This window comes from Streptomyces sp. NPDC035033 (genome assembly GCF_040636735.1).
Lineage (GTDB): Bacteria > Actinomycetota > Actinomycetes > Streptomycetales > Streptomycetaceae > Streptomyces.
Genome location: NZ_JBEZUZ010000017.1, coordinates 36,729 through 62,109, shown reverse-complemented (window position 1 = coordinate 62,109; position 25,381 = coordinate 36,729). Strand labels below are relative to the sequence as shown.

21 protein-coding genes are annotated in these 25,381 nt (G+C 74.2%); 15 read left to right on the top strand and 6 right to left on the bottom strand.

Annotated elements, in window-relative coordinates; translation table 11 throughout:
• Positions 1 to 217: 217 nt before the first annotated feature.
• Positions 218 to 1,027, bottom strand: a complete 810-nt coding sequence (locus AB0E83_RS10320) for a phosphatase PAP2 family protein (protein ID WP_362108621.1) — start codon at positions 1,025 to 1,027, stop codon at positions 218 to 220.
• A 104-nt stretch (positions 1,028 to 1,131) separates the two neighbouring features.
• A complete protein-coding gene (gene gabT, locus AB0E83_RS10315; RefSeq protein WP_362108619.1) occupies positions 1,132 to 2,466 on the bottom strand; it encodes a 4-aminobutyrate--2-oxoglutarate transaminase in 1,335 nt (444 codons plus the stop codon).
• 246 nt (positions 2,467 to 2,712) lie between these two features.
• On the opposite strand from gabT, the gene AB0E83_RS10310 reads away from it, so the two are divergent.
• The 12 genes from AB0E83_RS10310 (at position 2,713) to AB0E83_RS10255 (ending at position 19,735) form a co-directional block, all read left to right on the top strand.
• Positions 2,713 to 5,076 carry an ATP/GTP-binding protein gene (locus AB0E83_RS10310; protein ID WP_362108617.1) on the top strand — a complete coding sequence of 788 codons (2,364 nt, stop codon included), beginning with the start codon at positions 2,713 to 2,715 and terminating at the stop codon, positions 5,074 to 5,076.
• Positions 5,077 to 5,189: 113 nt separating this feature from the next.
• Entirely contained in the window at positions 5,190 to 6,746 is a 1,557-nt protein-coding gene (locus AB0E83_RS10305) for a PucR family transcriptional regulator (RefSeq protein ID WP_362108615.1), read from the top strand.
• 132 nt (positions 6,747 to 6,878) lie between these two features.
• Positions 6,879 to 7,910 (top strand): EamA family transporter, encoded by a 1,032-nt coding sequence (locus AB0E83_RS10300; RefSeq protein ID WP_362108613.1) that lies wholly within the window; start codon positions 6,879 to 6,881, stop codon positions 7,908 to 7,910.
• Positions 7,911 to 7,999: 89 nt separating this feature from the next.
• Positions 8,000 to 9,445 (top strand): PQQ-binding-like beta-propeller repeat protein, encoded by a 1,446-nt coding sequence (locus tag AB0E83_RS10295; RefSeq protein ID WP_362108611.1) that lies wholly within the window; start codon positions 8,000 to 8,002, stop codon positions 9,443 to 9,445.
• A 154-nt stretch (positions 9,446 to 9,599) separates the two neighbouring features.
• Positions 9,600 to 11,045 (top strand): aldehyde dehydrogenase family protein, encoded by a 1,446-nt coding sequence (locus AB0E83_RS10290; protein WP_362108609.1) that lies wholly within the window; start codon positions 9,600 to 9,602, stop codon positions 11,043 to 11,045.
• A 164-nt stretch (positions 11,046 to 11,209) separates the two neighbouring features.
• Positions 11,210 to 12,445 carry a 3-phosphoshikimate 1-carboxyvinyltransferase gene (gene aroA, locus AB0E83_RS10285; protein ID WP_362108607.1) on the top strand — a complete coding sequence of 412 codons (1,236 nt, stop codon included), beginning with the start codon at positions 11,210 to 11,212 and terminating at the stop codon, positions 12,443 to 12,445.
• A 34-nt stretch (positions 12,446 to 12,479) separates the two neighbouring features.
• Positions 12,480 to 13,730 (top strand): 1-deoxy-D-xylulose-5-phosphate reductoisomerase, encoded by a 1,251-nt coding sequence (gene dxr / locus AB0E83_RS10280; RefSeq protein WP_362108605.1) that lies wholly within the window; start codon positions 12,480 to 12,482, stop codon positions 13,728 to 13,730.
• Entirely contained in the window at positions 13,727 to 15,034 is a 1,308-nt protein-coding gene (locus tag AB0E83_RS10275) for a site-2 protease family protein (RefSeq protein WP_362108603.1), read from the top strand. Before dxr ends, AB0E83_RS10275 begins: the two co-directional genes overlap by 4 nt.
• 104 nt (positions 15,035 to 15,138) lie before the next feature.
• Entirely contained in the window at positions 15,139 to 16,296 is a 1,158-nt protein-coding gene (gene ispG / locus AB0E83_RS10270; RefSeq protein WP_362108601.1) for a flavodoxin-dependent (E)-4-hydroxy-3-methylbut-2-enyl-diphosphate synthase, read from the top strand.
• 185 nt (positions 16,297 to 16,481) lie between these two features.
• On the top strand, positions 16,482 to 17,327 hold the full coding sequence (locus tag AB0E83_RS10265) for a GNAT family N-acetyltransferase (RefSeq protein WP_362108599.1): 846 nt from the start codon (positions 16,482 to 16,484) through the stop codon (positions 17,325 to 17,327).
• A gap of 55 nt (positions 17,328 to 17,382) precedes the next feature.
• Positions 17,383 to 17,928, top strand: a complete 546-nt coding sequence (locus AB0E83_RS10260; protein ID WP_362108597.1) for a GNAT family N-acetyltransferase — start codon at positions 17,383 to 17,385, stop codon at positions 17,926 to 17,928.
• 106 nt (positions 17,929 to 18,034) lie between these two features.
• Complete coding sequence (locus AB0E83_RS10255; RefSeq protein WP_362108595.1) at positions 18,035 to 19,735, top strand: proline--tRNA ligase; 1,701 nt, start codon at positions 18,035 to 18,037, stop codon at positions 19,733 to 19,735.
• Positions 19,736 to 19,778: 43 nt separating this feature from the next.
• Here the strand turns inward: AB0E83_RS10255 and AB0E83_RS10250 are convergent, their stop codons facing one another.
• The 4 genes from AB0E83_RS10250 to AB0E83_RS10235 are packed head-to-tail and all read right to left on the bottom strand — an operon-like array spanning position 19,779 to position 22,671.
• Positions 19,779 to 20,672: a slipin family protein gene (locus tag AB0E83_RS10250; protein ID WP_362108593.1), complete on the bottom strand. Its 894-nt coding sequence runs from the start codon at positions 20,670 to 20,672 to the stop codon at positions 19,779 to 19,781.
• A 58-nt stretch (positions 20,673 to 20,730) separates the two neighbouring features.
• The gene (locus AB0E83_RS10245; protein WP_362108591.1) at positions 20,731 to 21,630 is read right to left on the bottom strand and encodes an aminoglycoside phosphotransferase family protein; all 900 of its coding nucleotides are present in this window, start codon (positions 21,628 to 21,630) and stop codon (positions 20,731 to 20,733) included.
• A gap of 55 nt (positions 21,631 to 21,685) precedes the next feature.
• Complete coding sequence (locus tag AB0E83_RS10240) at positions 21,686 to 22,102, bottom strand: ferritin-like domain-containing protein (protein ID WP_362108589.1); 417 nt, start codon at positions 22,100 to 22,102, stop codon at positions 21,686 to 21,688.
• On the bottom strand, positions 22,099 to 22,671 hold the full coding sequence (locus AB0E83_RS10235; RefSeq protein ID WP_362108587.1) for a hypothetical protein: 573 nt from the start codon (positions 22,669 to 22,671) through the stop codon (positions 22,099 to 22,101). Before AB0E83_RS10235 ends, AB0E83_RS10240 begins: the two co-directional genes overlap by 4 nt.
• Positions 22,672 to 22,852: 181 nt before the next feature.
• Between AB0E83_RS10235 and rimP the strand changes: the two genes are divergently transcribed.
• The 3 genes from rimP to AB0E83_RS10220 all read left to right on the top strand — a co-directional run bounded on the left by rimP (position 22,853) and on the right by AB0E83_RS10220 (position 24,734).
• Positions 22,853 to 23,350, top strand: coding sequence for a ribosome maturation factor RimP (gene rimP, locus AB0E83_RS10230; RefSeq protein ID WP_362108585.1), 498 nt, complete (start codon positions 22,853 to 22,855; stop codon positions 23,348 to 23,350).
• A 2-nt stretch (positions 23,351 to 23,352) separates the two neighbouring features.
• Positions 23,353 to 24,348 carry a transcription termination factor NusA gene (gene nusA / locus AB0E83_RS10225; RefSeq protein WP_362108583.1) on the top strand — a complete coding sequence of 332 codons (996 nt, stop codon included), beginning with the start codon at positions 23,353 to 23,355 and terminating at the stop codon, positions 24,346 to 24,348.
• 95 nt (positions 24,349 to 24,443) lie between these two features.
• Positions 24,444 to 24,734, top strand: coding sequence for a YlxR family protein (locus AB0E83_RS10220; RefSeq protein ID WP_282694075.1), 291 nt, complete (start codon positions 24,444 to 24,446; stop codon positions 24,732 to 24,734).
• The last annotated feature ends 647 nt before the right edge of the window (positions 24,735 to 25,381 follow it).

Below are 25,381 nucleotides of genomic sequence, written 5' to 3'. Positions count from 1 at the left end.
GAGCAGACGCCGGTGACGGGCCGGCCGCGGCCGTTGACCAGCCCGGCGGAGGCGGCGAACACGGCCGGGTCCTCGGCGTCGAGCAGCCGCCGCCAGAGGAGCCCGTCCGGGTCGGGGCGGCGCGGGAGGCCGTCGGGGTCCGTCAGGTGTCCGCAGCCCGGCGAGTGATGGATCTTGAACCCGTGGGCCGGGAGGATGACCTCCCCCGGCGACGGGTTCAGCTCGTAGGCCCGTCCGTCGATCGTGACGGCGTACCGCCGCTTCCCGTCCGCCATGCGTCCCCTCCCCGGATCCGGCCCCGACCGTACCGCGCCGCGAGGACCGGCCAGCACAGCAGCGGGAGACAGAGGGCGACGGAGGCCAGCACGTCCAGCGGCCAGTGGAAGCCCCGCAGGACCAGGCCCGTCCCTGTCACCGCCGTCAGCACGGCGGCGACGGGGATCAGGCGGTTCGAGACGAGGAAGGCGGCGCCGAAGTAGGCGACCATCGCGGTGGCGGTGTGGCCGGAGGGGTAGTAGCCCTGGGCCCAGGGCTCCAGAGGACCGGGCCGGGCCGTCCACTCCTTCAGCGGTACGACCAGGAGCGGCACGGCGGCCATGGCGAGACCGGCGAAGAGGGCCTGCCACCGGCGCCCGCGGAAGAAGGCGTACGCCATCGCGGCGGCGAGCACGGGCAGGGCGACCGTCAGATTGCCGAGGTCGGAGGCGAGTTCGCTCAGCCACCGGGGGACGGTGTCCACCAGGGAGCGGGACACCCGCTCGTCGAGCCTGGCCAAGGGGCCGTGGACGAGCACCTGCCAGGTCACGACGGCGAGGGCGACGAGCGCCGAGAAGAGAGCCGGCCGCCCTGGAACAGGGGGGGTGGTTCCGGGGCGGCCGGGGGGATCGGGCTGCCGCGCGCCCCGGGGGGTGTGGGGCGGGCGGCCATCCGATCGGTGAGGAGTACCGGAGCACGAGGCCCCGGTGCTGTGCGCGTCGGCACGGTGCGGGCGGGGCTGGGGAGGCTCCGCCCTGGGTGTTTCTCTCATCTGGAGAAGACCGTACGGCACGGAGAGGGGGACCGACAGCGGGAAACGCGTCCCGCCATCGGCCCCCCACAGAGTCTTCACACCGTGTGGATCCCGGTCGGCGCTCAGAGGGCGGCGAGCGCCGCCTCGATGACGTCCAGGCCCTCGTTGAGCAGGTCCTCGCCGATGACCAGCGGCGGGAGGAAGCGCAGCACGTTGCCGTAGGTGCCGCAGGTGAGGACGAGGACGCCCTCGTTGTGGCAGTACTTGGCGAGCGCGGCGGCGGCCTCGGCGGCCGGCTCCTTCGTCTCCGGGTCCTTGACGAGCTCGATGGCGATCATGGCGCCGCGGCCGCGGATGTCGCCGATGACCGGGAACTTCTCCTGCATCGCGGTGAGGCGGCCCTTCATGACCTCCTCGATGCGCTTGGCCTTCCCGTTGAGGTCCAGCTCCTTCATCGTCTCGATGGCGCCGAGCGCACCGGCGCAGGCCACCGGGTTGCCGCCGTAGGTGCCGCCCAGACCGCCGCCGTGGACGGAGTCCATGATCTCGGCGCGGCCGGTGACGGCGGCGAGCGGCAGACCGCCCGCGATGCCCTTGGCGGTGGTGATGAGGTCCGGGACGATGCCCTCGTCCTCACAGGCGAACCACTGGCCGGTGCGGCAGAAGCCGGCCTGGATCTCGTCGGCGACGAAGACGATGCCGTTGTCGTTGGCGAACTTCACGATCGCCGGCAGGAAGCCCTTGGCCGGCTCGATGAAGCCGCCCTCGCCGAGGACCGGCTCGATGATGATCGCGGCGACGTTGTCGGCGCCGATCTGCTTGGTGATCTGGTCGATCGCCTGGGCGGCGGCCTCCGGACCGGCGTTCTCGGCACCGGTCGGCCAGCGGTAGCCGTAGGCGACCGGCACGCGGTACACCTCGGGCGCGAACGGACCGAAGCCCTGCTTGTACGGCATGTTCTTGGCGGTGAGCGCCATGGTGAGGTTGGTCCGGCCGTGGTAGCCGTGGTCGAAGACGACGACGGCCTGGCGCTTGGTGTACGAACGCGCGATCTTGACGGCGTTCTCGACGGCCTCGGCGCCCGAGTTGAAGAGCGCGGACTTCTTGGCGTGGTCGCCCGGGGTCAGCTCGGCCAGCGCCTCGCAGACCTCCACGTAGCCCTCGTACGGCGTCACCATGAAGCAGGTGTGGGTGAAGTCCTGGAGCTGCGCGGAGGCGCGGCGCACGACGGCCTCGGCGGAGGCGCCCACGGAGGTCACGGCGATGCCGGAACCGAAGTCGATCAGCAGGTTCCCGTCGACGTCCTCGATGATGCCGCCGCCCGCGCGCTTGGTGAACACCGGCAGCGTGGAGCCCACGCCACCGGCGACGGTGTCGAGCCGACGGGCCTGAAGCTCCTGCGACTTCGGGCCGGGGATGGCGGTGACGACGCGCCGCTCCTGCGGGACAGCGTTCATGCGGGGCTCCTGGGGTGTTCTGGACGCTCTTGCGGGTTTCCTCCGCAGGCTAGGCGGGGCCTCGCCCTCGGCGCATGCTACGGATGGGAGTGGTCCCGGCGTGTCCTTGTCCGTATCGGCCATACGCGCCGTTGTCGGGGACGACTCCGCGGCATCGCCCTGATCCGGGGCATGATCCGGGACCGAGGCTCTAGATTGGGCCCGGACGGCAGCGTCGCGGAGTCGAAGGGCCAGGGGGCAGGGGACATGGAATTCGAGGGTACGCACGGCTCGCGGAGCACCCGGGACGGGCTGCCGCACGCCGACATCCCCCGGCCGGCCGGAGCGCCCTCGATGCCCGCCGCGCCGCCGTCGACGCCCCCGAAGCCGACGGCCGCGCCCGGCGCCGCCCGGGGCGGCGCCGCGCTCGTCGCCTGGCTGCGGGCCCCCCGCCCCGAGGCCGCCCCCGGGGTCTGGCGGTACGGGCACGTGCCCCGCCCGGATCGCGAACCCGACGAGACCCCGCTGCGGACGGTGCTCTCCGGCGCGGTCATCTCCTTTTTGGTCGCCGTCCTGCTGTGGTCGTTGCTGCGCAACAACTACGTCCCGTACTGGAGCGTGCCGCTCAAGCTCTTCACCCCCGGGGACTGGTGGGAGCCCCTGAGCGTCGTCCCGAGGCCGGACACCGGCGGGGAGGTCGCCCTGGCGGTCTACCGCACGGTTCTCTTCACCGCCGTCTTCTACGGGATCGGCCGTTTCGGCCGCTGGCTGTACGCCTGGGACAGGCTCACCCTGGCCCACGGCAAGAAGGTCCGGGCGGGCCTGGCCGCCCTCACCGGGGCCCTCGCCATCGCCCTCGTCCACAACGGCTGGGTGCCGGTCGGCGACATCGTCTACTCCCTGCTGCCCCTGGAACCCGGCCCCGGCGCCGTGCAGGCCAACATCCGGCTGCAGAACACCGCCGACTGGTCCCTGGCCCTCGCCACCGCCCTGCCCTTCGCGTGGCTCGCCCTGCGCCGTGTCCCGTCGCCCGCCGGCGGAACACCGGCACCGGTCACGGACCCCGCCGCTCCCGACCCCGCCTCCTGGCCCGAGCTGAGGGCCGCCGGGCTCGTCGAGGCGGCCGACCGGCTCGCCGCCGAGGCGGCCTCCGGGGCCATGAACGACGTCGACTACGCCCGGATCAGGGCCGCGTGGGAAGCGACCGGCGCCGCCCCCGAGCGGCAGGCGGCCTTCGTGCGCGAGGTCCACGCGCGCGGCGCGGCGGCCTTCCTCCACCCCTCCGGGGCCCGCTCCCTGCCCGGCCGGACGGCCACGCACGACCTCGCCCTCCGGCAGGTGCGCCTCGGCACCGTCGCGGACACCGCGCGCAACCCGTACCCGCGCAGGACGACCGGCCTCGCCCTCGACCCCGACGTGCTCGGCACCAGCATGCTCGTCGTCGGCCCCTCGGGCAGCGGCAAGACGACCCGCCTCCTCCGCCCCCTCGTCGAGTCCCTGTCGCTCCAGGCGCTCGCCGGGCAGGCCGCCGTCGTCGTGGTCGGCTCCGACACCGCGCCCCTCGGGCCGGAGGAGGCGTACGACGTCGTCATCCGCGTCGGCGACCCGGCCTCACCGCACGACCTCGACCTGTACGGCGGCACCACCGATCCGGACCAGGCGGCCGCGCTGCTCGCCGACGTCCTGGCCACCGACGTCACCGACACCCGGCGCGCCACCACCGCCCTCGCCCAGCTCCTGGGCCCCTTCCACGCCGTCCACGGCCGCTTCCCCTCGGTCCCCGAACTCCGCGAGCTCCTCGACGGCGCCCCCGCTCCGCTGCAGTCCCTGCGCGAGGCCCTCGAACGGGCCGGCCACGCGTCCCTCGTCCGGGAACTCGACGCCCGCGCCCGGCAGCAGCGCGCCGAGGGCGACCCCGCCCCCCACCTCGCCGACCGGATCGCCCTCCTCGACCGCCCCGCCTTCGCCGGCTTCTTCGACACCTCCGGGGCGAACGCCCCGTTCACCATGCGCGCCCTGGAGCACCCCGTGCGCGTCCGGATCGACCTGCCGGAATCCGGCCACGCCGAGGCCTCGCGGCTCCTCGCCCGCCTCGTGCTCGCCCAGTTCCTCGGCCGCGCCGCCGGCCGGCCCGACCGCTCCCGTTTCGTCTGCCTGGTCCTGGACGACGCCTCGCACACCCTGACCGCCGCGACCGTGCGCGGCCTCCAGCGGCTGCGCTCCGCCCACGCCGGGGTCGTCCTCGGGCTCCGCTCCGTCGACGACGTCCCCGAGCACCTGCGCACCCCGCTGTTCGGCGCGGTCGGCTGCCGGTTCGCCCTCGCCGGGGTCACCACCTGGGACGGCAAGCGGTTCGCGGAGACCTGGGGCACCGAATGGGTGGAGGCCCGGGACGTCACCAGCCGGACCGTCCGCTCCGACGAGCCCCTCACCCGGCTGGCGCACGCGGTGCGCAAGCTGGTCACCGGCCGGCCCGTCACCACCGACGCCGTGACCGTCCGGGAGGTCGAGCGGGAGCGCTGGTCCGCCTCCGACCTGGCGCACGCCGTGCCGCCCGGGCACGCGGTGCTCTCCCTCACCCACGTGCGGGGCGAGCACACGCCGCCCCTCCTGGTCGACCTGCGCGGCTGAGGCGTCCCCGCGGGGGGACTGGCACAATCGGGTGCGCCGCCCTCCCCAGCGGCGTTCCGCCGCCGGCGCGGCTCTCCGTGCTCGGCCTCCGCTCAAAGGTCCGCCGGTTTCCGATGCCGCCCACCCTCGCCTCGCTCGTCCAGCACTCCTCGCTCCGGCTCGTCGTCCGGGCCGGCGAGGACCGTCTCGACACGCCCGTCCGCTGGGCGCACGTCAGCGAGCTGACCGACCCCGTGCCGTACATGGAGGGCGGGGAGCTGCTGCTCACCACCGCCCTCACCCTCGACGCCGAGGACGGCGAGGCGATGCGGCGGTACGTGCGGCGGCTGCTCGGCGCCGGGGTGGTGGGGCTCGGGTTCGCCGTCGGGGTGAACTACGACGAGATCCCGGGCGCGCTGCTCGACGCCGCCCGGGCCGAGCACCTGCCGCTCCTGGAGGTGCCGCGCCGCACGCCGTTCCTCGCCATCAGCAAGGCCGTGTCGGCGGCCATCGCGGCCGATCAGTACCGGGCCGTGACCGCCGGCTTCGAGGTGCAGCGCGAACTCACCCGGGCCGCGCTCGCCGAAGGGCCGGACGCCGTCGTCGCCCGGCTCGCCGCGCACGTCGACGGCTGGGCCGCCCTCTACGACACCTCGGGGGCCGTCGTCGCCGTCTCGCCCGACTGGGCGGCCCGCCGCGCGGCCCGCCTCACCCCGGACGTCGAGCGGCTGCGCGAGCGGCCCGCCCCCGCCAGCGCCGTGGTCGGCGGCACCGACGACCGGGTCGAGCTCCAGTCCCTCGGGACCGGCCGCCGGGTCCGCGGCGCCCTCGCCGTCGGCACCGGCGCGCCCCTCGGCACCGCCGAGCGGTACGCCGTCCACTCCGCGATCGCCCTGCTCACCCTCACCACCGAGCGCTCCCGCTCCCTCCAGGCCGCCGAGCAGCGGCTCGGCGCCGCCGTGCTGCGCATGATGCTCGCCGGCCAGTCCGAGCACGCCCGCGCCGTCGCCGGCGACGTCTACGGCGGCCTCCTCGACGCCCCCTTCCGCCTCCTCGTCGCCGAGCCCGCCGGCGGCGAGAAGGCGCCCGCCGAACCCCCGCTGCCCGTGCTCGCCGAGGCCCTGGAGGCCGCCGCCGCCCGGGCCGGCGAGGCCGTGCTCACCGTCCCCGAGGACGACGGCCGGCTCGTCGTCCTCGCCGGCGACGGTGGCGCGGTCGTCTCCGCCTGCGCCGGGTACGCCGAGCGCGAGGCCGAGGACGCCGGCGTCGTCGTCGGGCTCTCCGCCTCCGCCGGGCCGGCCACCGCCGCGGCCGCGTACAAGCAGGCCGAGCAGGCCCTCTCGGTGGCCCGCCGCCGGGGCCGCGCCCTCGTCGAGCACGAGGACATGGCGGCCGGTTCCGTCCTGCCGCTCCTCGCCGACGACGCCGTCCGCGCCTTCGCCGACGGCATGCTGCGGGCGCTGCGCGAGCACGACGCCACCGGCCGCGGCGACCTGGTCGCCAGCCTGCGCGCCTGGCTCTCCCGGCACGGGCAGTGGGACGCCGCCGCGGCCGACCTCGGCGTGCACCGGCACACCCTCCGCTACCGGATGCGGCGCGTCGAGGAGATCCTCGGCCGCTCGCTCGACGATCCGGACGTCCGCATGGAGCTGTGGCTGGCCCTCAAGGCGACGGGGGAGGGCGAGGGATAGCGGGGGAGAGGGAGCGGGAGCGGGGGTGCCGCTCCGTCGTCCTGCCCGGCTTCGGGCAGGATCGGGGCCCTCCTGCCCGAAGCCGGGCAGAAAACCTGGCCGGGACCGACAGGAGTCAATACTCTCCTGCTCATGACAAGCCCTGCCGTCGATCCCGACCCCGCCCCTGCCTCTGCCCCTGCCTCTGCCTCTTCTGTTTCTGCCTCCGTTCCCGGCCCCGGCCCCGCCTCCCCCTCCGCCCCGGCGCAGAAGACACGGAAGACCGCGGTCCCCGCCCGCCGCATCACCGGCGCCGTCTGGGCCGCCCTCGGCATCGTCTACGTCGTCTGGGGCTCCACCTACCTCGGCATCCGGATCGTCGTCGAGACCGTTCCGCCCTTCCTGGCCTCCGGCGGCCGGTTCGTCGTCGCCGGCCTGCTCCTCGCCGCGATCGTCGCCTGGCGGTACGGCCCCGCGGCCCTCAAGGTGGACCGGCGGCAGCTCGGGTCCGCCGTGCTCGTCGGCCTGCTCCTCATCCTCGGCGGCAACGGCCTCGTCAACCTCGCCGAGACCACCGTCCCCTCCGGCCTCGCCGCCCTCCTCATCGCCGTCGTGCCCGTCTGGGTCGTCCTGCTGCGCACCGCCGCCGGCGAGCGCCCGGGGCTCGGCGCGTACGGCGGCGTCCTGACCGGCTTCGCCGGACTCGCCGTCCTGACCCTGCCGGGGCTCAGCGGGGACGTCGGCATCGGAGGCGTCCTCCTCGTCGTCCTCGCCGCCCTGCTCTGGTCGGTCGGCACGGTCTCCTCCGCCCGCCTCCCCATGCCCGCCAACCCCTTCACCGCGAGCGTGTACGAGATGCTGGCCGGCGGCGTCGGCGGGATCGTCGTCGGACTCCTCCGCGGCGAGCAGCGCGGCTTCGACCCGGGCGCGGTCTCCAGCGGCTCCTGGCTCGCCCTCGGCTACCTGGTCCTCTTCGGGTCGCTGGTCGCCTTCACCGCGTACGCCTGGCTCCTCCAGTCCGCCCCGGTCTCGCTCGTCGCCACCTACGCGTACGTCAACCCGGTCGTCGCCGTCCTGCTCGGCGCGCTCATCCTCGACGAGGTGCTGACCTGGCCGATCCTCCTCGGCGGCGGGATCGTCGTGGCCGCCGTCTGCCTCATCGTCTCGACCGAGCGGAGGGGATGAGGCGACCGCCGCGCGCAAGATCCTTCCGGGCCCTACCCTGTGACCTCGTATCGGTCATGAACACGGCAGTGATCAGGGGTGGGGTACGGATGGCCACGACCACGCGGAGCGGCGGCAGAGCCGACGGGAAGACGCCGGGCGGCAAGGGCGGCAAGGGCGGCAGCGGCGGCGGCAACGACAGCGGCGGCGGGAAGCCGGGGTCGCGCGCCGCCCGGTACGCCGTCGTCGGCGGCGTCCTCCTCGCCCTCCTCGCCGGCTGCGGCGGCATCACCGCCGGCATCCTCGCGAGCGAGGGGTACCTCCCCGGCGACTCCATGCGCCAGGTCTGGGAGACCCCCGTCGACGACCACGTCCCGGGCCCGACGTCCGGCCACGGCACCTGGGCCGTCGGCGACACCCTCGTCCGCAGCCGCGCCACCGAGGTCACCGGTTTCGACGCCCGCTCCGGCGCGCGGCGCTGGCGGTACGCCCCGGCCGGGGACGCCGCCGTCTGCTCCGTCAGCCGCACCGCCGAGGACGGCGTCGCCCTGATCGCCCAGGGCTCGCCCGAGACCCCGGGCGGCGAGCCCGCCGCAGCGGCGGGCAAGGGCTGCACCACCGTCGTCGCCCTCGACCTCGGGTCCGGGCGCGAGCTGTGGCGCGCCGCCCGGACCCCCGCCTCCGGCGAGATCCAGGACGAGAAGGACCTCGTCGCGGTCGGCGGCGGCCTCGCCGTGGTCCGCGACGAGGACCCCGACTGGCCGTACGCGTGGGCCGGCGAGCGCCCCGGCTCGGTCCGCCCGGACCGCGCCCTGCGCGCCCTCGACCTGCGCACCGGCAAGCCCCGCTGGGCGGCCGCCGTGCCGAAGGACTGCGTGCCGCACCGGGTCGCCGCCGGGCAGCGGCAGGTCCTCGCGCTCCTCGTCTGCGAGCGGCGGGACGTCCGGCTGGCCGCCTTCGACCCGGCGGACGGCCGGCACCGCTGGACCACCCCGCTCGACGAGCGGCGGTACGTCGAACCGATCGTCAACGAGGCCGCGTTCCTCTCCGCCGACCCGATCGCGGTGAGCGTCGACGGCCTCGACCTGAGCGGCTACCCGTCGGTCCTCTCCTTCTCCGACGACGGCCGCCTCCAGGGCCGCATCGCCTCCGACGTCGCCAACGGCCGCCTCTCGACCGCCGAACCGGCCCACGCCGAGATCGCGTACGGGCGCCTGTACGCCGTCGACGCCCTGAGCCGCGACACGGTCAGCGCCTTCGACCTCCGCACCGGACGGCGCCTGTGGCACGCCAGGCTCGGCTACGCGGAGGACGTCCTCGGGCTGCGGGTCGCCGACGGCAGGGTCACCGCCCTCGTCGACCTGTACGCCCACTCCGCGGAGGACGGACTGCTCGTCCTCGACGCCGACACCGGCGAGGAGCGCGACATGCGCACCTTCCCGGACTCCTTCGGCGGCTCCTTCGGCGAGATCACCGACGTCCTCGGCCACGGGAACCTGCTCATCGCCGCCCGGACCGACGGGTTCCGCCCCTTCACCGCGTACGAGGAGCGCTGACGGTACGGCCCCGCGCCACCCCGCGGCAGGCCAAAGCGGACAGACCCGCCGCCCCACCACTCCATCACGGACAAACGCCACCCCGTGCCCCCGGCCCTAACGTGTCTGGAGAGCAACCGCTCGCACCCCGAAACGGAAAGGGCCGGGACACGCAATGACGACCACCCACGCCTTCTGGGTCGCCGGCCGCGAGGCCACCGGCGACACCACCTTCGACGTCACGAACTCGTACGACGGACGTCTGGTCGGCAAGGTCGCCGTGCCCACCGAGGCCCAGGTCGAGGAGGCCGTCGCCGCCGCCCACGCGGTCGTCGACGAGTTCGCCGCCACCCCGGCGCACGTCCGCGCCGCCGCCCTCGACCACGTGTCGAAGCGGCTCGCCGAGCGCACCGAGGAGATCGCCCAGATCATCTCGGCCGAGAACGGCAAGCCCATCAAGTGGGCCCGCGGCGAGGTCGGCCGCGCCGTCTCCGTCTTCCGTTTCGCCGCCGAGGAGGCCCGCCGCTGGAACGCCGGCGAGGCCCAGCGCCTGGACACCGAGGCCGGCGGCACGGGCCGCCTCGCCCTCACCCGCCGCGTCCCCAAGGGCGTCGTCCTCGGCATCGCGCCGTTCAACTTCCCGCTGAACCTCAGCGCCCACAAGGTCGCCCCGGCCATCGCCGTCGGCGCCCCGATCATCCTCAAGCCGGCCCCGGCCACCCCGATCTCCTCCCTCATCCTGGGCGAGATCCTGGCCGAGACCGACCTGCCGGCCGGCTCCTGGTCGATCCTCACCGTGCCGAACGACCGGATGCCCGCCCTCGTCCAGGACGAGCGCCTCCCGGTCATCTCCTTCACCGGCTCGGACAAGGTCGGCTACGCCATCCAGCAGTCCGTGCCGCACAAGCACTGCACCCTGGAGCTCGGCGGCAACGCCGCCGCCGTCGTCCTCGCCGACTGGTCCTCCGAGGCCGACCTGGACTGGGCCGCGACCCGCATCGCGACCTTCTCCAACTACCAGGGCGGCCAGTCCTGCATCTCCGTGCAGCGCGTGATCGCCGACGCCACCGTCTACGACCGCCTGCTCCCGAAGATCGTCGCGGCCGTCGAGGCCCAGGTCACCGGCGACCCGGCGGACGACGCCACCGACGTCGGCCCGCTCGTCGACGAGGCCGCCGCCCTCCGCGTCGAGTCCTGGGTCGACGAGGCCGTCGCGGCCGGCGCCAAGCTGCTCGCCGGCGGCAAGCGCGAGGGCGCCACCTACGCCCCGACCGTCCTCACCGACCTCCCGGCCGACGTCACCCTGGCCCGCGCCGAGGTCTTCGGCCCGGTCCTCACGGTCGCCAAGGTCGACGGCGAGGCCGAGGCGTTCGCCGCGGTCAACGACTCCGACTTCGGCCTCCAGGCCGGCGTCTTCACCCACGACCTGCAGACCGCCTTCCGCGCCCACCGCGCCCTGGAGGTCGGCGGCGTGATCGTCGGCGACGTCCCCTCCTACCGCGCCGACCAGATGCCGTACGGCGGCGCCAAGCGCTCCGGCACCGGCCGCGAGGGCGTCGCGTACGCGATGGACGACTACACCTACGAGCGCGTGATGGTCCTCACCGGCCTCGCCCTCTGAAGGAGCCCCTCCTAGGGATCCGCTCCACGGGACCAGGCGGTCCGAGCCCACTGTGCGGGGGCTCGGGCCGCCTCTCGTGCGTCCCCGGGCCCTTCCGTCCCCGGACCGTCCACGGACCGGAACGCGCCGACGGCCCGCCCGCCCGGCGCGGCAGGATGGCCGGCGTGACCGTCATCGACATCCCCGGCTCCAAGTCCGTCACCGCCCGCGCGCTCTTCCTCGCCGCCGCCGCGGAGGGCACCACCACCCTGCTGCGCCCGCTCGTCTCCGACGACACCGAGGGCTTCGCCGAGGGGCTCAGGGCCCTCGGCTACGCCGTACGGCAGGAGCCCGGCGCCTGGCACATCGAGGGCCGCCCCGCCGGCCCGGGGGCGGCGGAGGCCGACGTGTACTGCCGCGACGGCGCCACCACCGCCCGCTTCCTGCCCGCCCTCGCCGCCGCCGGCCGCGGCACCTTCCGCTTCGACGCCTCCGCGCAGATGCGCCGCCGCCCGCTCGGCCCCCTCACCACCGCCCTGCGCGAGCTCGGCGTGGACCTGCGGCACGGCGAGAAGGACGGCCACCACCCGCTCACCGTGCACGCCGCCGGGGTCGAGGGCGGCGCGCTCACCCTGGACGCCGGACAGTCCTCCCAGTACCTGACGGCCCTGCTGATGCTCGGCCCGCTCACCGCCCGGGGCCTCGACATCACGGTCACCGACCTGGTCTCGGAGCCGTACGTGGAGATCACCCTCGCGATGATGCGGGCCTTCGGCGCGGACGTCGTCCGCGAGGGCCGCACCTACCGGGTCGCTCCCACCGGCTACAAGGCGGTGCTCTACCCCATCGAGCCCGACGCCTCCACGGCCAGCTACTTCTTCGCCGCGGCCGCCCTCCTGCCGGGCGGCGAGGTCACCGTCCCCGGCCTCGGCACCGGCGCCCTCCAGGGCGACCTCGCCTTCGTCGACGTCCTGCGCCGGATGGGCGCCGACGTCGAGGTGACGGAAGGGGCGACCACCGTCCGCTCCACCGGCGTGCTGCGCGGCCTCACCGTCAACATGCGGGACATCTCCGACACCATGCCGACGCTCGCGGCGATCGCCCCCTTCGCCGACGGACCCGTCCGCATCGAGGACGTCGGCAACACCCGGGTCAAGGAGTGCGACCGGCTCGACGCGTGCGCCGAGAACCTCCGCCGCCTCGGCGTCACCGTGGAGACCGGCCCCGACTGGATCGAGATCCACCCCGGCACCCCCACCGGACCCGCCGAGATCGCCACCCACGGCGACCACCGGATCGTCATGTCGTTCGCCGTCACCGCCCTGCGCACCCCCGGCATCACCTTCGACGACCCCGGCTGCGTGAAGAAGACCTTCCCGGACTTCCACCGGGTCTTCGGCGCGTTCGCCCGTACCCCGTGAAGGACGCGCGGCGTTTGCGGCAAGAATGGGGGGCATGAGCGACCGCCCCTCTCCTCTCGCCGACCCGCACATCGCCTTCGACACCACCGAAGGACGCCGGGACGTCGTCGTCCTCGGCTCGACGGGATCCATCGGCACCCAGGCCATCGACCTGGTGCTGCGCAACCCCGACCGCTTCCGGGTCACCGCCCTGGCCGCCTCCGGCGGCCGGGTCGCGCTCCTCGCCGAGCAGGCGCACCGGCTGAGGGTCGCCCAGGTCGCCGTCGCCCGCGAGGAGGCCGTGGCGGAGCTGCGCACGGCCCTGGAGGCCCTGTACGGCTCCGAGCCGCTGCCCGAGATCCTGGCCGGCCCCGACGCCGCCACCGAGCTCGCCGCCTCCCCGTGCCACACCGTGCTCAACGGCATCACCGGCTCCATCGGCCTGGCGCCGACGCTCGCCGCCCTGGAGGCCGGCCGCACCCTCGCCCTCGCCAACAAGGAGTCGCTGATCGTCGGCGGCCCGCTGGTCAAGGCGCTCGCGAAGCCCGGCCAGATCATCCCGGTCGACTCCGAGCACGCCGCCCTCTTCCAGGCGCTCGCCGCCGGCACCCGCGCCGACGTCCGCAAGCTGGTCGTCACCGCCTCCGGGGGCCCCTTCCGCGGCCGCACCCGGGCCGAGCTGGAGCACGTGACCCGCGAGGACGCGCTGGCGCACCCGACCTGGGCGATGGGCCCGGTCATCACGGTCAACAGCGCGACCCTGGTCAACAAGGGCCTGGAGGTCATCGAGGCGCACCTCCTCTACGACATCCCCTTCGACCGCATCGAGGTCGTCGTCCACCCCCAGTCGTACGTCCACTCGATGGTCGAGTTCACCGACGGCTCCACCCTCGCCCAGGCCACCCCGCCGGACATGCGCGGCCCCATCGCCATCGGCATCGGCTGGCCCGAGCGGGTCCCCGACGCGGCCCCCGCCTTCGACTGGTCGACCGCCTCCACCTGGGAGTTCTTCCCGCTGGACGACGAGGCCTTCCCGTCGGTGAACCTGGCCCGGCACGTCGGCGAGCTGGGCGGCACCGCCCCCGCCGTCTTCAACGCCGCCAACGAGGAGTGCGTCGAGGCCTTCCTGGCCGGCAGGCTCCCCTTCACCGGCATCATGGACACCGTCACGGCGGTCGTCACCGAACACGGACGGCCCACCGGGGGAACCTCCCTGACGGTGCCGGACGTCCTGGAAGCGGAGACCTGGGCCCGGGCCCGGGCCCGGGAGCTCGCAGCGAAGGCAACCGCGGAGGCGCGCGCATGACGGAAGTGCTCCTGACGATCCTCGGGGTCGTCCTGTTCGCGCTGGGGCTGCTCGTCTCCATCGCCTGGCACGAGCTCGGCCACCTCTCCACGGCCAAGCTCTTCGGCATCCGCGTGCCGCAGTACATGGTCGGCTTCGGCCCCACCCTCTGGTCGAGGAAGCGCGGCGAGACCGAGTACGGCATCAAGGCCATCCCGGCCGGCGGCTACATCCGCATGATCGGCATGTTCCCGCCCGGCGCGGACGGCAAGATCGAGGCCCGCTCCACCTCGCCCTGGCGCTCCATGATCGAGGACGCCCGCGAGGCGTCCTACGAGGAGCTCCAGCCCGGCGACGAGACCCGGCTCTTCTACACGCGCAAGCCGTGGAAGCGCGTCATCGTCATGTTCGCCGGGCCCTTCATGAACCTGGTCCTCGCCCTCGGCCTCTTCTACGGCTCGCTGATGACCCTCGGCATCGAGGGACAGACCACCCAGGTCGCCGGCGTCCAGAAGTGCGTCATCGAGCAGAGCGAGAACCGGGACGCCTGCGCCGCGGGCGACCCGGTCTCCCCGGCGTACCGGGCGGGCCTGCGCGAGGGCGACCGGATCGTCGCCTTCAACGGCACCCCGGTCTCCGACTGGGACACCCTGTCGAACCACATCCGGGACACCATCGGCCCCGCCACGATCACCGTCGAGCGGGCCGGGCAGCGCCTCGACCTGCACCCCACGCTCGTCGCCAACCAGGTCCTGAAGAAGGACGAGGACGGCCAGATCGTCCGCCCGCTCGCCTACGAGGAGGCCGGGTACCTCGGCTTCGCCTCGAAGACGGAGGTCGCGCCGCTCACCTTCGGCGAGACCACCGACCGCATGGGCGACCTGCTGGAGAACGGCCTCCACTCCGTGGTCGCCCTCCCCGGCAAGATCCCCGGCCTGTGGGACGCCACCTTCGGCGACGGCGAGCGCGCCGAGGACTCGCCCGTCGGCGTCGTCGGCGCCGCCCGCATCACCGGCGAGCTCATGAACCTGGACCTCCCGCCGGAGCGCATCCTGGTCATGTTCATGAACCTGCTGGTGTACTTCAACGTCTCGCTGTTCCTCTTCAACATGCTCCCGCTGCTGCCGCTCGACGGCGGCCACATCGCGGGCGCCCTGTGGGAGTCCGTCCGCCGCCACACGGCCCGGCTCTTCAAGCGCCCCGACCCCGGCCCGTTCGACGTGGCCAGGCTGATGCCCGCCGCCTACGTGGTCGCCGGCGTCTTCGTCTGCTTCACCCTGCTCGTCCTCGCCGCGGACATCGTCAACCCGGTGAAGCTCACGTAACTCCCCAGGGGGCCGGGCACCGCCGTGTCCGGCCCCCCGCCCCCGGGGCGGTAACCTCGGAAGCCCGAGCCCGCCGACGCACGACCTTTGAGGTTGCACTACAGATGACCGCGATTTCTCTCGGTATGCCCACCGTCCCGACCCGGCTCGCCGAGCGGCGCAAGAGCCGGCAGATCCAGGTCGGCAGCGTGGCCGTCGGCGGCGACGCACCCGTCTCGGTGCAGTCGATGACGACGACCCGCACGTCCGACATCGGCGCCACCCTCCAGCAGATCGCCGAGCTGACCGCCTCGGGCTGCCAGATCGTCCGGGTGGCCTGCCCCACCCAGGACGACGCCGACGCGCTCGCCACCATCGCCCGGAAGTCCTCGATCCCCGTGATCGCCGACATCCACTTCCAGCCGAAGTACGTCTTCGCCGCGATCGACGCCGGCTGCGCCGCGGTCCGGGTCAACCCGGGCAACATCAAGCAGTTCGACGACAAGGTCAAGGAGATCGCCCGGGCCGCCAAGGACGCGGGCACCCCGATCCGCATCGGCGTCAACGCCGGTTCGCTCGACGCCCGCCTCCTGAAGAAGTACGGCAAGGCCACCCCCGAGGCGCTCGTCGAGTCCGCCCTCTGGGAGGCGTCCCTCTTCGAGGAGCACGACTTCCGCGACATCAAGATCTCGGTCAAGCACAACGACCCGGTCGTCATGGTCGAGGCCTACCGCCAGCTCGCCGCCCAGTGCGACTACCCGCTGCACCTCGGCGTCACCGAGGCCGGCCCCGCCTTCCAGGGCACCATCAAGTCGGCCGTCGCCTTCGGCGCCCTGCTCTCCCAGGGCATCGGCGACACCATCCGGGTCTCCCTCTCCGCCCCGCCGGCCGAGGAGATCAAGGTCGGCATCCAGATCCTGGAGTCGCTCAACCTCCGCCAGCGCCGCCTGGAGATCGTCTCCTGCCCGTCCTGCGGCCGCGCCCAGGTCGACGTCTACAAGCTGGCCGAGGAGGTCACCGCCGGCCTCGACGGCATGACCGTCCCGCTCCGCGTCGCCGTCATGGGCTGCGTCGTCAACGGCCCCGGCGAGGCCCGCGAGGCCGACCTCGGCGTCGCCTCCGGCAACGGCAAGGGCCAGATCTTCGTCAAGGGCGAGGTCATCAAGACCGTCCCCGAGTCGAAGATCGTCGAGACCCTCATCGAGGAAGCCCTCAAGATCGCCGAGCAGATGGAGAAGGACGGCGTCGCCAGCGGCGAGCCGAGCGTCGCGATCGCCGGCTGACCCGGCCCCGCGTCCCCGGAACCCCTCCGTCCCCGCCGGGGCGGAGGGGTTCCGCCGTACGCGGCCCGGCCCGGCGGACGCGATCGGGCCACCCGTCCGCCCCGGAGCGCCGCCGGGGCGAGCCGGGGCCCGGAGGAGCGGGGTACAGTGCCAGGATCAGCAGAACCCGCACGGTGAGGCCCCTCGTGTTGACCCAGACCACCACCCGGGTGCTCGAACCCGCCGACCTCGGCGCCGCCCTCGCCGTCCTGGAGAGCGCCCCCGTCGAGAACGCCTTCGTGACCGCCCGCGTCCGGATCGCCGGCCTCGACCCCTGGCGCCTGGGCGGCGAGATGTGGGGCTGGTACACCGAGGGCCGGCTCACCTCGCTCTGCTACTCCGGCGCCAACCTCGTGCCCATCTGCGCCACCCCCGAGGCCGTCCGCGCCTTCGCCGACCGGGCCCGCCGGATCGGCCGCCGCTGCTCCTCGATCGTCGGCCCCGCCGGCCCCACCGCCGAGCTCTGGCGCCTCCTCGAACCCGCCTGGGGCCCCGCCCGCGACGTCCGAGCCCACCAGCCCCTCATGGTCACCGAGGAGCCCTCCGCCGCCGTCGCCCCCGACCCGCTCGTCCGCCGGGTCCGCAAGGACGAGATGGACGTGATCATGCCCGCCTGCGTCGCCATGTTCACCGAGGAGGTCGGCGTCTCCCCGCTGGCCGGCGACGGCGGCCTCCTCTACCAGGCGCGCGTCGCCGAACTCGTCGCCGCCGGCCGCTCCTTCGCCCGCATCGAGGACGGCGAGGTCGTCTTCAAGGCCGAGATCGGCGCCGCCACCCGCCAGGCCTGCCAGATCCAGGGCGTCTGGGTCGCCCCCGAGCACCGGGGGAAGGGCCTCTCCGAGACCGGCATGGCCGCCGTCGTCGCGTACGCCCTCGCCGACGTCGCCCCGGTGGTCAGCCTGTACGTCAACGACTACAACACCCCCGCCCGCGCCGCCTACCGCCGCGTCGGCTTCCGCGAGACCGGCGCCTTCATGAGCGTGCTCTTCTGAGCGCGCCGCCCGGAGCCGCTGTCCCGGGCGGGCGGGCGCTTGTAGGGTGCGCCGCATGGACGACGCACCCACCGTGATCGGACCGATCGACCTCGCCGCCCGGGTGGACGAGGCGCTCGCCGTGCAGGCGGTCGCCTTCGGCCTCGACGCCGAGGAGGTCGCCGTGCGCCGCCACATCGTGCTGCGGCACATGATGAGCCCCGGCGCCCGCGCCTACGGGGCCACCACCCCCGACGGACGGCTCGCCGGCTTCGTGTACGGGATGCCCAACGACCGCTCCCACTGGTGGTCCACCGTGGTGGAGCCGTACCTGCGCGCCACCGGCACCGCCGACTGGCTCGACGGCTCCTTCGTCATCACCGAGCTCCACGTCCACCCCGCCTTCCAGGGCCGGGGCCTCGGCCGCGGGCTGATCACCACCATCACCGACACCGCCGACGAGAAGCGCTCCATCCTCTCCGCGATCGACACCGAGTCCCCGGCCCGCGGCCTCTACCGCTCCCTCGGCTACGAGGACCTCGCCCGCCAGGTCCACTTCCCGAGCGCCGCCCGCCCGTACGCCGTCATGGGCGCCCCGCTGCCGCTCCCGCGCCGGAACTGATTTCTCGCGGACGGGGCGCCCCGGATAATCTCGGGGCCAACACCTCCCCCAGGCTCTCGGTTGCGTTCGAGCGGGGGGCCCCCAGCCCGGCAGGAGTACGAGAACCATGGCCAACGCACCGGTCCAGCGCATGTCCCAGTTGATGGCGAAGACGCTGCGCGACGACCCGGCGGACGCCGAGGTCCTGTCCCACAAGCTCCTCGTCCGCGCGGGCTACGTCCGCCGCACCGCCGCCGGCATCTGGAGCTGGCTGCCGCTGGGCAAGAAGGTCCTCTCCAACGTCGAGCGGATCGTCCGCGAGGAGATGGACGCCGTCGGCGCCCAGGAGGTCTCCCTCCCCGCGCTGCTGCCCCGCGAGCCGTACGAGGCCACCGGCCGCTGGGACGAGTACGGCGCCGAGCTCTTCCGCCTCCAGGACCGCAAGGGCGGCGACTACCTCCTCGGCCCCACCCACGAGGAGATCTTCACCCTCCTGGTGAAGGACCAGTGCTCGTCCTACAAGGACCTGCCGGTCATCCTGTACCAGATCCAGACCAAGTTCCGGGACGAGGCCCGCCCCCGCGCCGGCATCCTGCGGGGCCGCGAGTTCCTGATGAAGGACTCGTACTCCTTCGACACCGAGGACGAGGGCCTGGCCCACTCCTACGCGCTGCACCGCCAGGCGTACCAGCGGATCTTCGAGCGCCTCGGCCTCGACTACCGCATCTGCGCCGCCACCGCCGGCGCCATGGGCGGCTCCAAGTCCGAGGAGTTCCTGGCCCCGGCCGAGGCCGGCGAGGACACCTTCGCCGACTGCCCGAACTGCGACTTCGCCGCCAACACCGAGGCCGTGTACCAGGAGGTGAAGCCGGTCGACGGCTCCGCCGTCCCCGCGGCCGAGGACATCCCGACCCCCGACACCCCGACCATCGAGACCCTCGCCGCCTCCCTCGGCGTCCCCGCCTCCGCCACCCTCAAGAACCTGCTGGTGAAGGTGGACGGCGAGATCGTCGCGGTCGGCGTGCCCGGCGACCGCGAGGTCGACATGGACAAGGTCGAGGCGCACTTCGCGCCCGCCGCCGTCGAGCTGGTCACCGAGACCGACTTCGCGGCCCGCCCCGACCTGGTCCGCGGCTACATCGGCCCGCAGGGCCTGGACAAGGTCACCTACATCGCCGACCCGCGCGTCGCCCCCGGCACCGCCTGGATCACCGGCGCCAACAAGGAGGGCCTGCACGCGAAGAACGTCGTCGCGGGCCGCGACTTCGAGGTCTCCGAGTACGTCGACGTGGTCGTCGTCCAGGACGGCGACCCGTGCCCCAAGTGCGGCACCGGCCTCACGCTGGACCGCGCGATCGAGATCGGCCACATCTTCCAGCTCGGCCGCAAGTACGCGGACGCGCTGAAGCTCGACGTCCTCGGCCAGAACGGCAAGCCGGTCCGCGTCACCATGGGCTCCTACGGCATCGGCGTCTCGCGCGCCGTCGCCGCCCTCGCCGAGCAGACCGCCGACGACAAGGGCCTGTGCTGGCCGGCCGAGGTCGCGCCCGCCGACGTCCACGTCGTCGCCGCCGGCAAGGCGCTCCAGACCGAGCTGGCCCTGGAGGTCTCCGACAAGCTCTCGGCCGCGGGCCTCCGCGTCCTCGTCGACGACCGCGCCGGCGTCTCCCCGGGCGTCAAGTTCACCGACGCGGAGCTCATCGGCGTCCCGAAGATCCTCGTCGCCGGCCGCCGCGCCGCCGAGGGCGTCGTGGAGCTGAAGGACCGCCGCACCGGCGAGCGCGAGGAGCTCACGGTGGAGGAGGCCCTGGCGGCCCTCACCGCCTGACCCCCCGGCCTCCCGCCCCGGCCCCGGCCTTCCTTCCGCGGGGTCAGGCGGCCCGGCCGCGGGGGGCCGGTTCCACCGAGGAGCCGGTGAGGTCCTCGACGGGGGGCAGGGGCGGGGGCGGCGGCTCGTCCGCCGCGGCCGGCGGAGCGGGATCCGGGGCCGGGGCCCGTCCCGTCTCCGGCGTCGCGCGCTCCAGGAAGCGGAGGAGTTCGACCGGGATCGGCAGGACCAGGGTGGAGTTCTTCTCCGCCGCGACGGCCATCACCGTCTGCAGCAGCCGCAGCTGGAGGGCGGACGGCGCCTCCGCCATCTGGTGCGCCGCCTCCGCCAGCTTCTTCGACGCCTGGAGCTCCGCGTCCGCGTTGATCAGCCGCGCCCGCCGCTCCCGGTCCGCCTCCGCCTGCCGGGCCATCGACCGCTTCATCGTCTCCGGCAGGGACACGTCCTTGATCTCGACCCGGTCGATCTGCACGCCCCAGCCGATCGCGGGGGAGTCCAGCATCAGTTCGAGCCCCTGGTTGAGCTTCTCGCGGTTGGACAGCAGGTCGTCGAGGTCGCTCTTGCCGATGATCGACCGCAGCGAGGTCTGCGCCATCTGCGAGACCGCGAACCTGTAGTCCTCCACCCGCACCAGCGCCTCCGCCGCGTCCACCACCTTGAAGTAGACGACCGCGTCGACCCGCACCGTCACGTTGTCCCGGGTGATGCCCTCCTGGGCGGGGACCGGCATCGTGACGATCTGCATGTTCACCTTGTGGAGCCGGTCGACCGCCGGGACGATCATCGTGAAGCCGGGCGGGCGCACCTCGCCCCGCAGCCGGCCGAAGCGGAAGACGACGCCGCGCTCGTACTGCTTGACCACCCGCGCGGCCGCGCCCACGTAGGCCACGGTCGCGGCTCCCGCTCCCGCGACCGCCCACAGGATTTCCTCGATCATCACGGGCTCCCTGGAAAGGGGTACAAAAAGGGTATTCCCCTTTCCGTGGGCCCCGCACTCACAACCAGCCGGCGAACTCCAGCAGCCACTCGGCCTCCTGCCGCCGCCCGGCGGCCAGCGCCCGCGTGCCGGACTCGACGGTCCGGAAGAGCGTCCAGCCGCGCAGCCGCTCCCGGTCCACGTCGAGCGAGTCGGCGAGCTTGTTGACCCGGCGCCGGGCCGCCGGGGCGCCGGCCGAGGAGGCGACCAGGTCCTCGACCCGTTCCCGCACCAGCCGCGCGAGGTCGTAGGCCCGCTCGCCGACCAGCGGGTCGGGGCCCACCGCCAGCCAGGGTGCTCGGTCGCCGCCGAGCACCTTGCCCTGCCGGAAGTCGCCGTGCAGCAGCAGCTCCTCGGCCGTCCCGGCGAGCAGCTCCTCACGGGCCGCGAGCGCCGCCGCGGTCAGGTCCCCGGCGACCGCGTCGGCGCGGTGGGGCTCCATCGCCTCCGCCTGCCGGGCGGTCCGGCCGGCCACCGTGTCGAAGCCGTGTCCGGCGGGCGGCTCCACCCACAGCTTCCGTACGGTCCCGGCCGCCTCCAGGAGCGCCTTGGCCTCCGGCAGCGAGCGGAGGGACACCTCCGGGTGCAGCCGTTCGAGGACGAGGGAGCCCTCGGGGCCCTCGGCGAGGAGCCGTACCGCGCCCCAGCCGTTCCAGTGCGCGAGCGCGTCCCGTTCGAGGGCCGGGCGGGTGAACGGCGGCGCGATCTTCAGCGCGGCGGGCGCGCCGCCGGCGTCGCGGACGAGGAGGAGCAGGCTGTCGCGTCCGCCGGGGGCCACCACCCGCTCGACGGTCAGACCGGCCTCACCGGGCACCCGCCCGACGAGGCCGGGCAGCCGCCCGAGCCACTCGTCCGCGGCGGCGTCCCCGTACCGCTCGCGGAGCGCCGTCGCCAGTCGCCGGGGCGGTTCGAAACCCATGCGTGCGTCGTTCCTTCTGCTCGGGCGGGGTGATCAGGGCTGGTGGGGGCCGGACTCACACCCGCTCGGCGAGCCCAGGAAAGGTTACGCCGCTGCCGCGCCACCGCACCGCGCGGACCGCCGCCTCCCTGAGCGCGGCCGCGGCCTCGCGGCGCAGCGGGCCGTCGGCGGCCCGCACCAGGTCGGAGTAGACCCCGGCCACCCGGTCCTCCAGGACGGTCGCGAGCCGCACCGCGCCGGCCGGGTCGGCGACCCGGAAGGGCAGCTCGTACGCGGCGGCCGCGGCGGCCGGCGTGCCGCCGAGGTCCCGGACGGTGCGGCGCAGCGCGTCCCGGCGGGCCCGGTGCGCCTCGTAGGCGGCGGTCGCCTCGGCCCGGCGCTCCTCGGCGACCCGGCCGCCGACGACGCCGTAGCCGTACACGGCCGCGTGCTCGGCGGCGAGGGCGGCCTGGGCGGCCTTCAGGGCGCTCATGCGCGGGCCCCTTCGGTGAGGAGGTAGGCGTGGGCGGCGCCGGCGGCGGCCACGGAGGCGAGCAGCCGGGCGTACTCGGGCGGGGCCGCGAGCAGCTCGGCGGTGTGCGCCTCGGAGGCGGTCCGCGCGGCGGCGGCCAGGGCCCGCAGGGCGGCCGCCGGGTCGGCCGGGACCGCCGGCGCCGTCGCGGCCGGGGCCGACGGGGCGGGGGCGGCCGCCGGGGTCGCCGTGCCGGAGGCCGCCTCGGGCGAGGGCGCCGGACGGTCGCCCTCGCCGAGGGCCTTCACATGGGCCGCGGTCGAGGCGCGGAGGGGGGCCACGCGCGCGTGCAGCGCGGGATGGGCGGCGAGGGCGGCGTCGTAACGTTCCAGCAGGGTCCGCGAGGCGGTCACCGCGCGGCGGCGGAGGGCCGCCTCGGCGCGGGCCACCCGTTCGGCCTCACGGGCCGCCGCCTCCTCCGCGGCGCTCGGGCGGCGCGGCCCCGTCTCCTCGGAGGTGCACCCGGTCAGGGCCGCGGCGGCGGCCGAGGCCCCCGCCGCGAGCAGGGCGCGTCTGCCCGTCGTCGTCACGCTCTCTCCCTCAGCATTCCGGACCCCTCCCGGCCGCCCGTCGAAGATCACCGCAGGCGAGCGTACCCGCGGGGGCCCCGGTGGTGGACGGCAACACCCTCCGGGACCGGATACCCTTGGTCCGACACGCGAGACAGAGCGACGCACCCACAACAGCACACGCGGCCGAGGAGTCACCCGGATGAGCACCACCCAGAGCGACAGGCTGCGCGGACTCATTGAGCCGCTCGTCCGCGCGGAGAACCTGGATCTGGAGGAGATCGAGGTGTCCCGGGCCGGCCGCCGCGGGCTGCTGAGGATCGTCGTCGACTCGGACGAGGGCGTCGAGCTGGACGCCTGCGCCGAGCTGAGCCGCGCGATCTCCGCGAAGCTGGACGAGACCGACGCCATGGGCGACGGCGAGTACGTCCTGGAGGTCAGCTCCCCGGGCGCCGACCGTCCGCTGACCGAGCGCCGCCACTACGTACGGGCCACCGGCCGGCTGGTGAAGCTCCAGCTCGTCGAGGGCGGGGAGCTGATCACCCGCGTCCTGGCCGTGGACGAGGACGGCCTCGACACGGAGGTGCCGGGCGTGAAGGGCCGCAAGGCCACCGCCCGCCGGGTGGAGTTCGCCGAGATCGCCAAGGCGCGTGTCGAGATCGAGTTCAACCGCAAGGACAAGAAGGAAGAGGAGGCGTAGCCGTGGACATCGACGTGAAGCTCCTGAAGGGCTTGGCACAGGAAAAGGAAATCTCCTTCGAGATGCTGGTCGAGGCGATCGAGTCGGCCCTCCTCATCGCGTACCACCGCACGCCGTCCGCCCGCCGCCACGCGCGCGTGGAGCTGGACCGCCACACCGGCCACGTGACGGTGTGGGCCGAGGAGGACCCGGCCGACCTGGAGGAGGGGCAGGAGCCCAAGGAGTTCGACGACACCCCGTCGGACTTCGGCCGCATCGCGGCGAGCACCGCCCGCCAGGTCATCCAGCAGCGCCTGCGCGACGCCGAGAACGACGTCACCTTCGGCGAGTACGCCCGCCGCGAGGGCGACGTCGTCGCCGGTGTGGTGCAGCAGGGCAAGGACCCGAAGAACGTCCTCGTCAAGCTGGACGACAAGCTGGAGGCCATCCTGCCGGTGCAGGAGCAGGTGCCGGGCGAGGAGTACACGCACGGCCTGCGGCTGCGCACGTACGTGGTCCGGGTGGCCAAGGGCGTCCGCGGTCCGTCCGTCACCCTTTCGCGCACCCACCCCAATCTGGTGAAGAAGCTCTTCGCCCTGGAGGTGCCGGAGATCGCCGACGGTTCGGTGGAGATCGCGGCGATCGCCCGCGAGGCCGGCCACCGCACCAAGATCGCGGTCCGTTCCACCCGTTCGGGCCTGAACGCCAAGGGCGCCTGCATCGGCCCCATGGGCAGCCGGGTCCGGAACGTGATGGCGGAGCTGCACGGCGAGAAGATCGACATCGTCGACTGGTCGGACGACCCGGCCGAGATGGTGGCGAACGCGCTCTCCCCGGCCCGCGTCTCCAAGGTCGAGGTCGTCGACGCCGCCGCCCGGTCCGCCCGGGTGACGGTCCCCGACTACCAGCTCTCCCTGGCCATCGGCAAGGAGGGGCAGAACGCCCGGCTGGCCGCGCGGCTCACCGGCTGGCGGATCGACATCCGGCCGGACACCGAGGCCCCGGGCGAGGAGGGCTGAGCGGTTCCGCCGCAAGCCGGAGATCGTTTTTGGCCAACAGCTGTTCGATTTTTGCCCCAAACGGGTGAGGTCGGTACGGGGAGGTAGACTTAACTGTGTCTGGCCGGACGCATGCCCGCGCGTGCCCTGAGCGAACCTGTGTGGGATGCCGGGAGCGAGCGGCCCAGAGCGATCTGCTGCGGATCGTGGTGAACAAGGACGAGTGCGTTCCCGATCATCGCGGTACGCTGCCCGGCCGGGGTGCGTACGTGCACCCCGCCTTGCACTGTCTCGACCTGGCGGTCCGCCGCCGGGCGTTCCCGAGGGCCTTCAGGGTCCCGGGGCCGCTCGACACGGCGGCACTGCGGGAACACGTCGAGCAGGCCGCCCAGGCGGCACCGCAGTGAACAGGAAGTACGGCACGGAACACCGTGCGGTCAGGTACCTCGCGAGTCGGAAGTAGGTCGAGATTGCGATGAGCACTCGATGAGTACGCGATGAGTACGCCCATGAAGTAGCGACGGTCCGGCGGTAACCGGACCTATAAAGGAGCGATGTGGCTAAGGTCCGGGTATACGAACTCGCCAAGGAGTTCGGTGTGGAGAGCAAGGTCGTCATGGCCAAGCTCCAGGAACTCGGTGAATTCGTCCGTTCGGCGTCCTCGACGATCGAGGCGCCGGTCGTGCGCAAGTTGACTGACGCTTTGCAGGGTCCCGGCGGTTCCGCCGGCAAGACCGCTGCCAAGCCCGGCGCGCCCCGCAAGGCGGCGCCCGCCCCCAAGCCGGCCGCGCCGGCGCCTTCGGCGCCCGCCGCCGCGCGTCCCGCCGCCCCGAAGCCTGGCGCGCCCACCCCGGCGCCCAAGCCCGCGGCGGCCGAGAAGCCCGCGACGCCGGCCCCCGGCCCGCGTCCGACCCCGGGTCCGAAGCCCGCGGCTCCCGCGCCCAAGCCGGCGCCCGCCGCCCCGGCTCCGACCAACCCGGAGTTCACCGCGCCTCCGGCGGCCCCGGCCGCCGGTGGTCAGCGTCCCGGTGGTGCCGCCCCCGGCCCGCGTCCG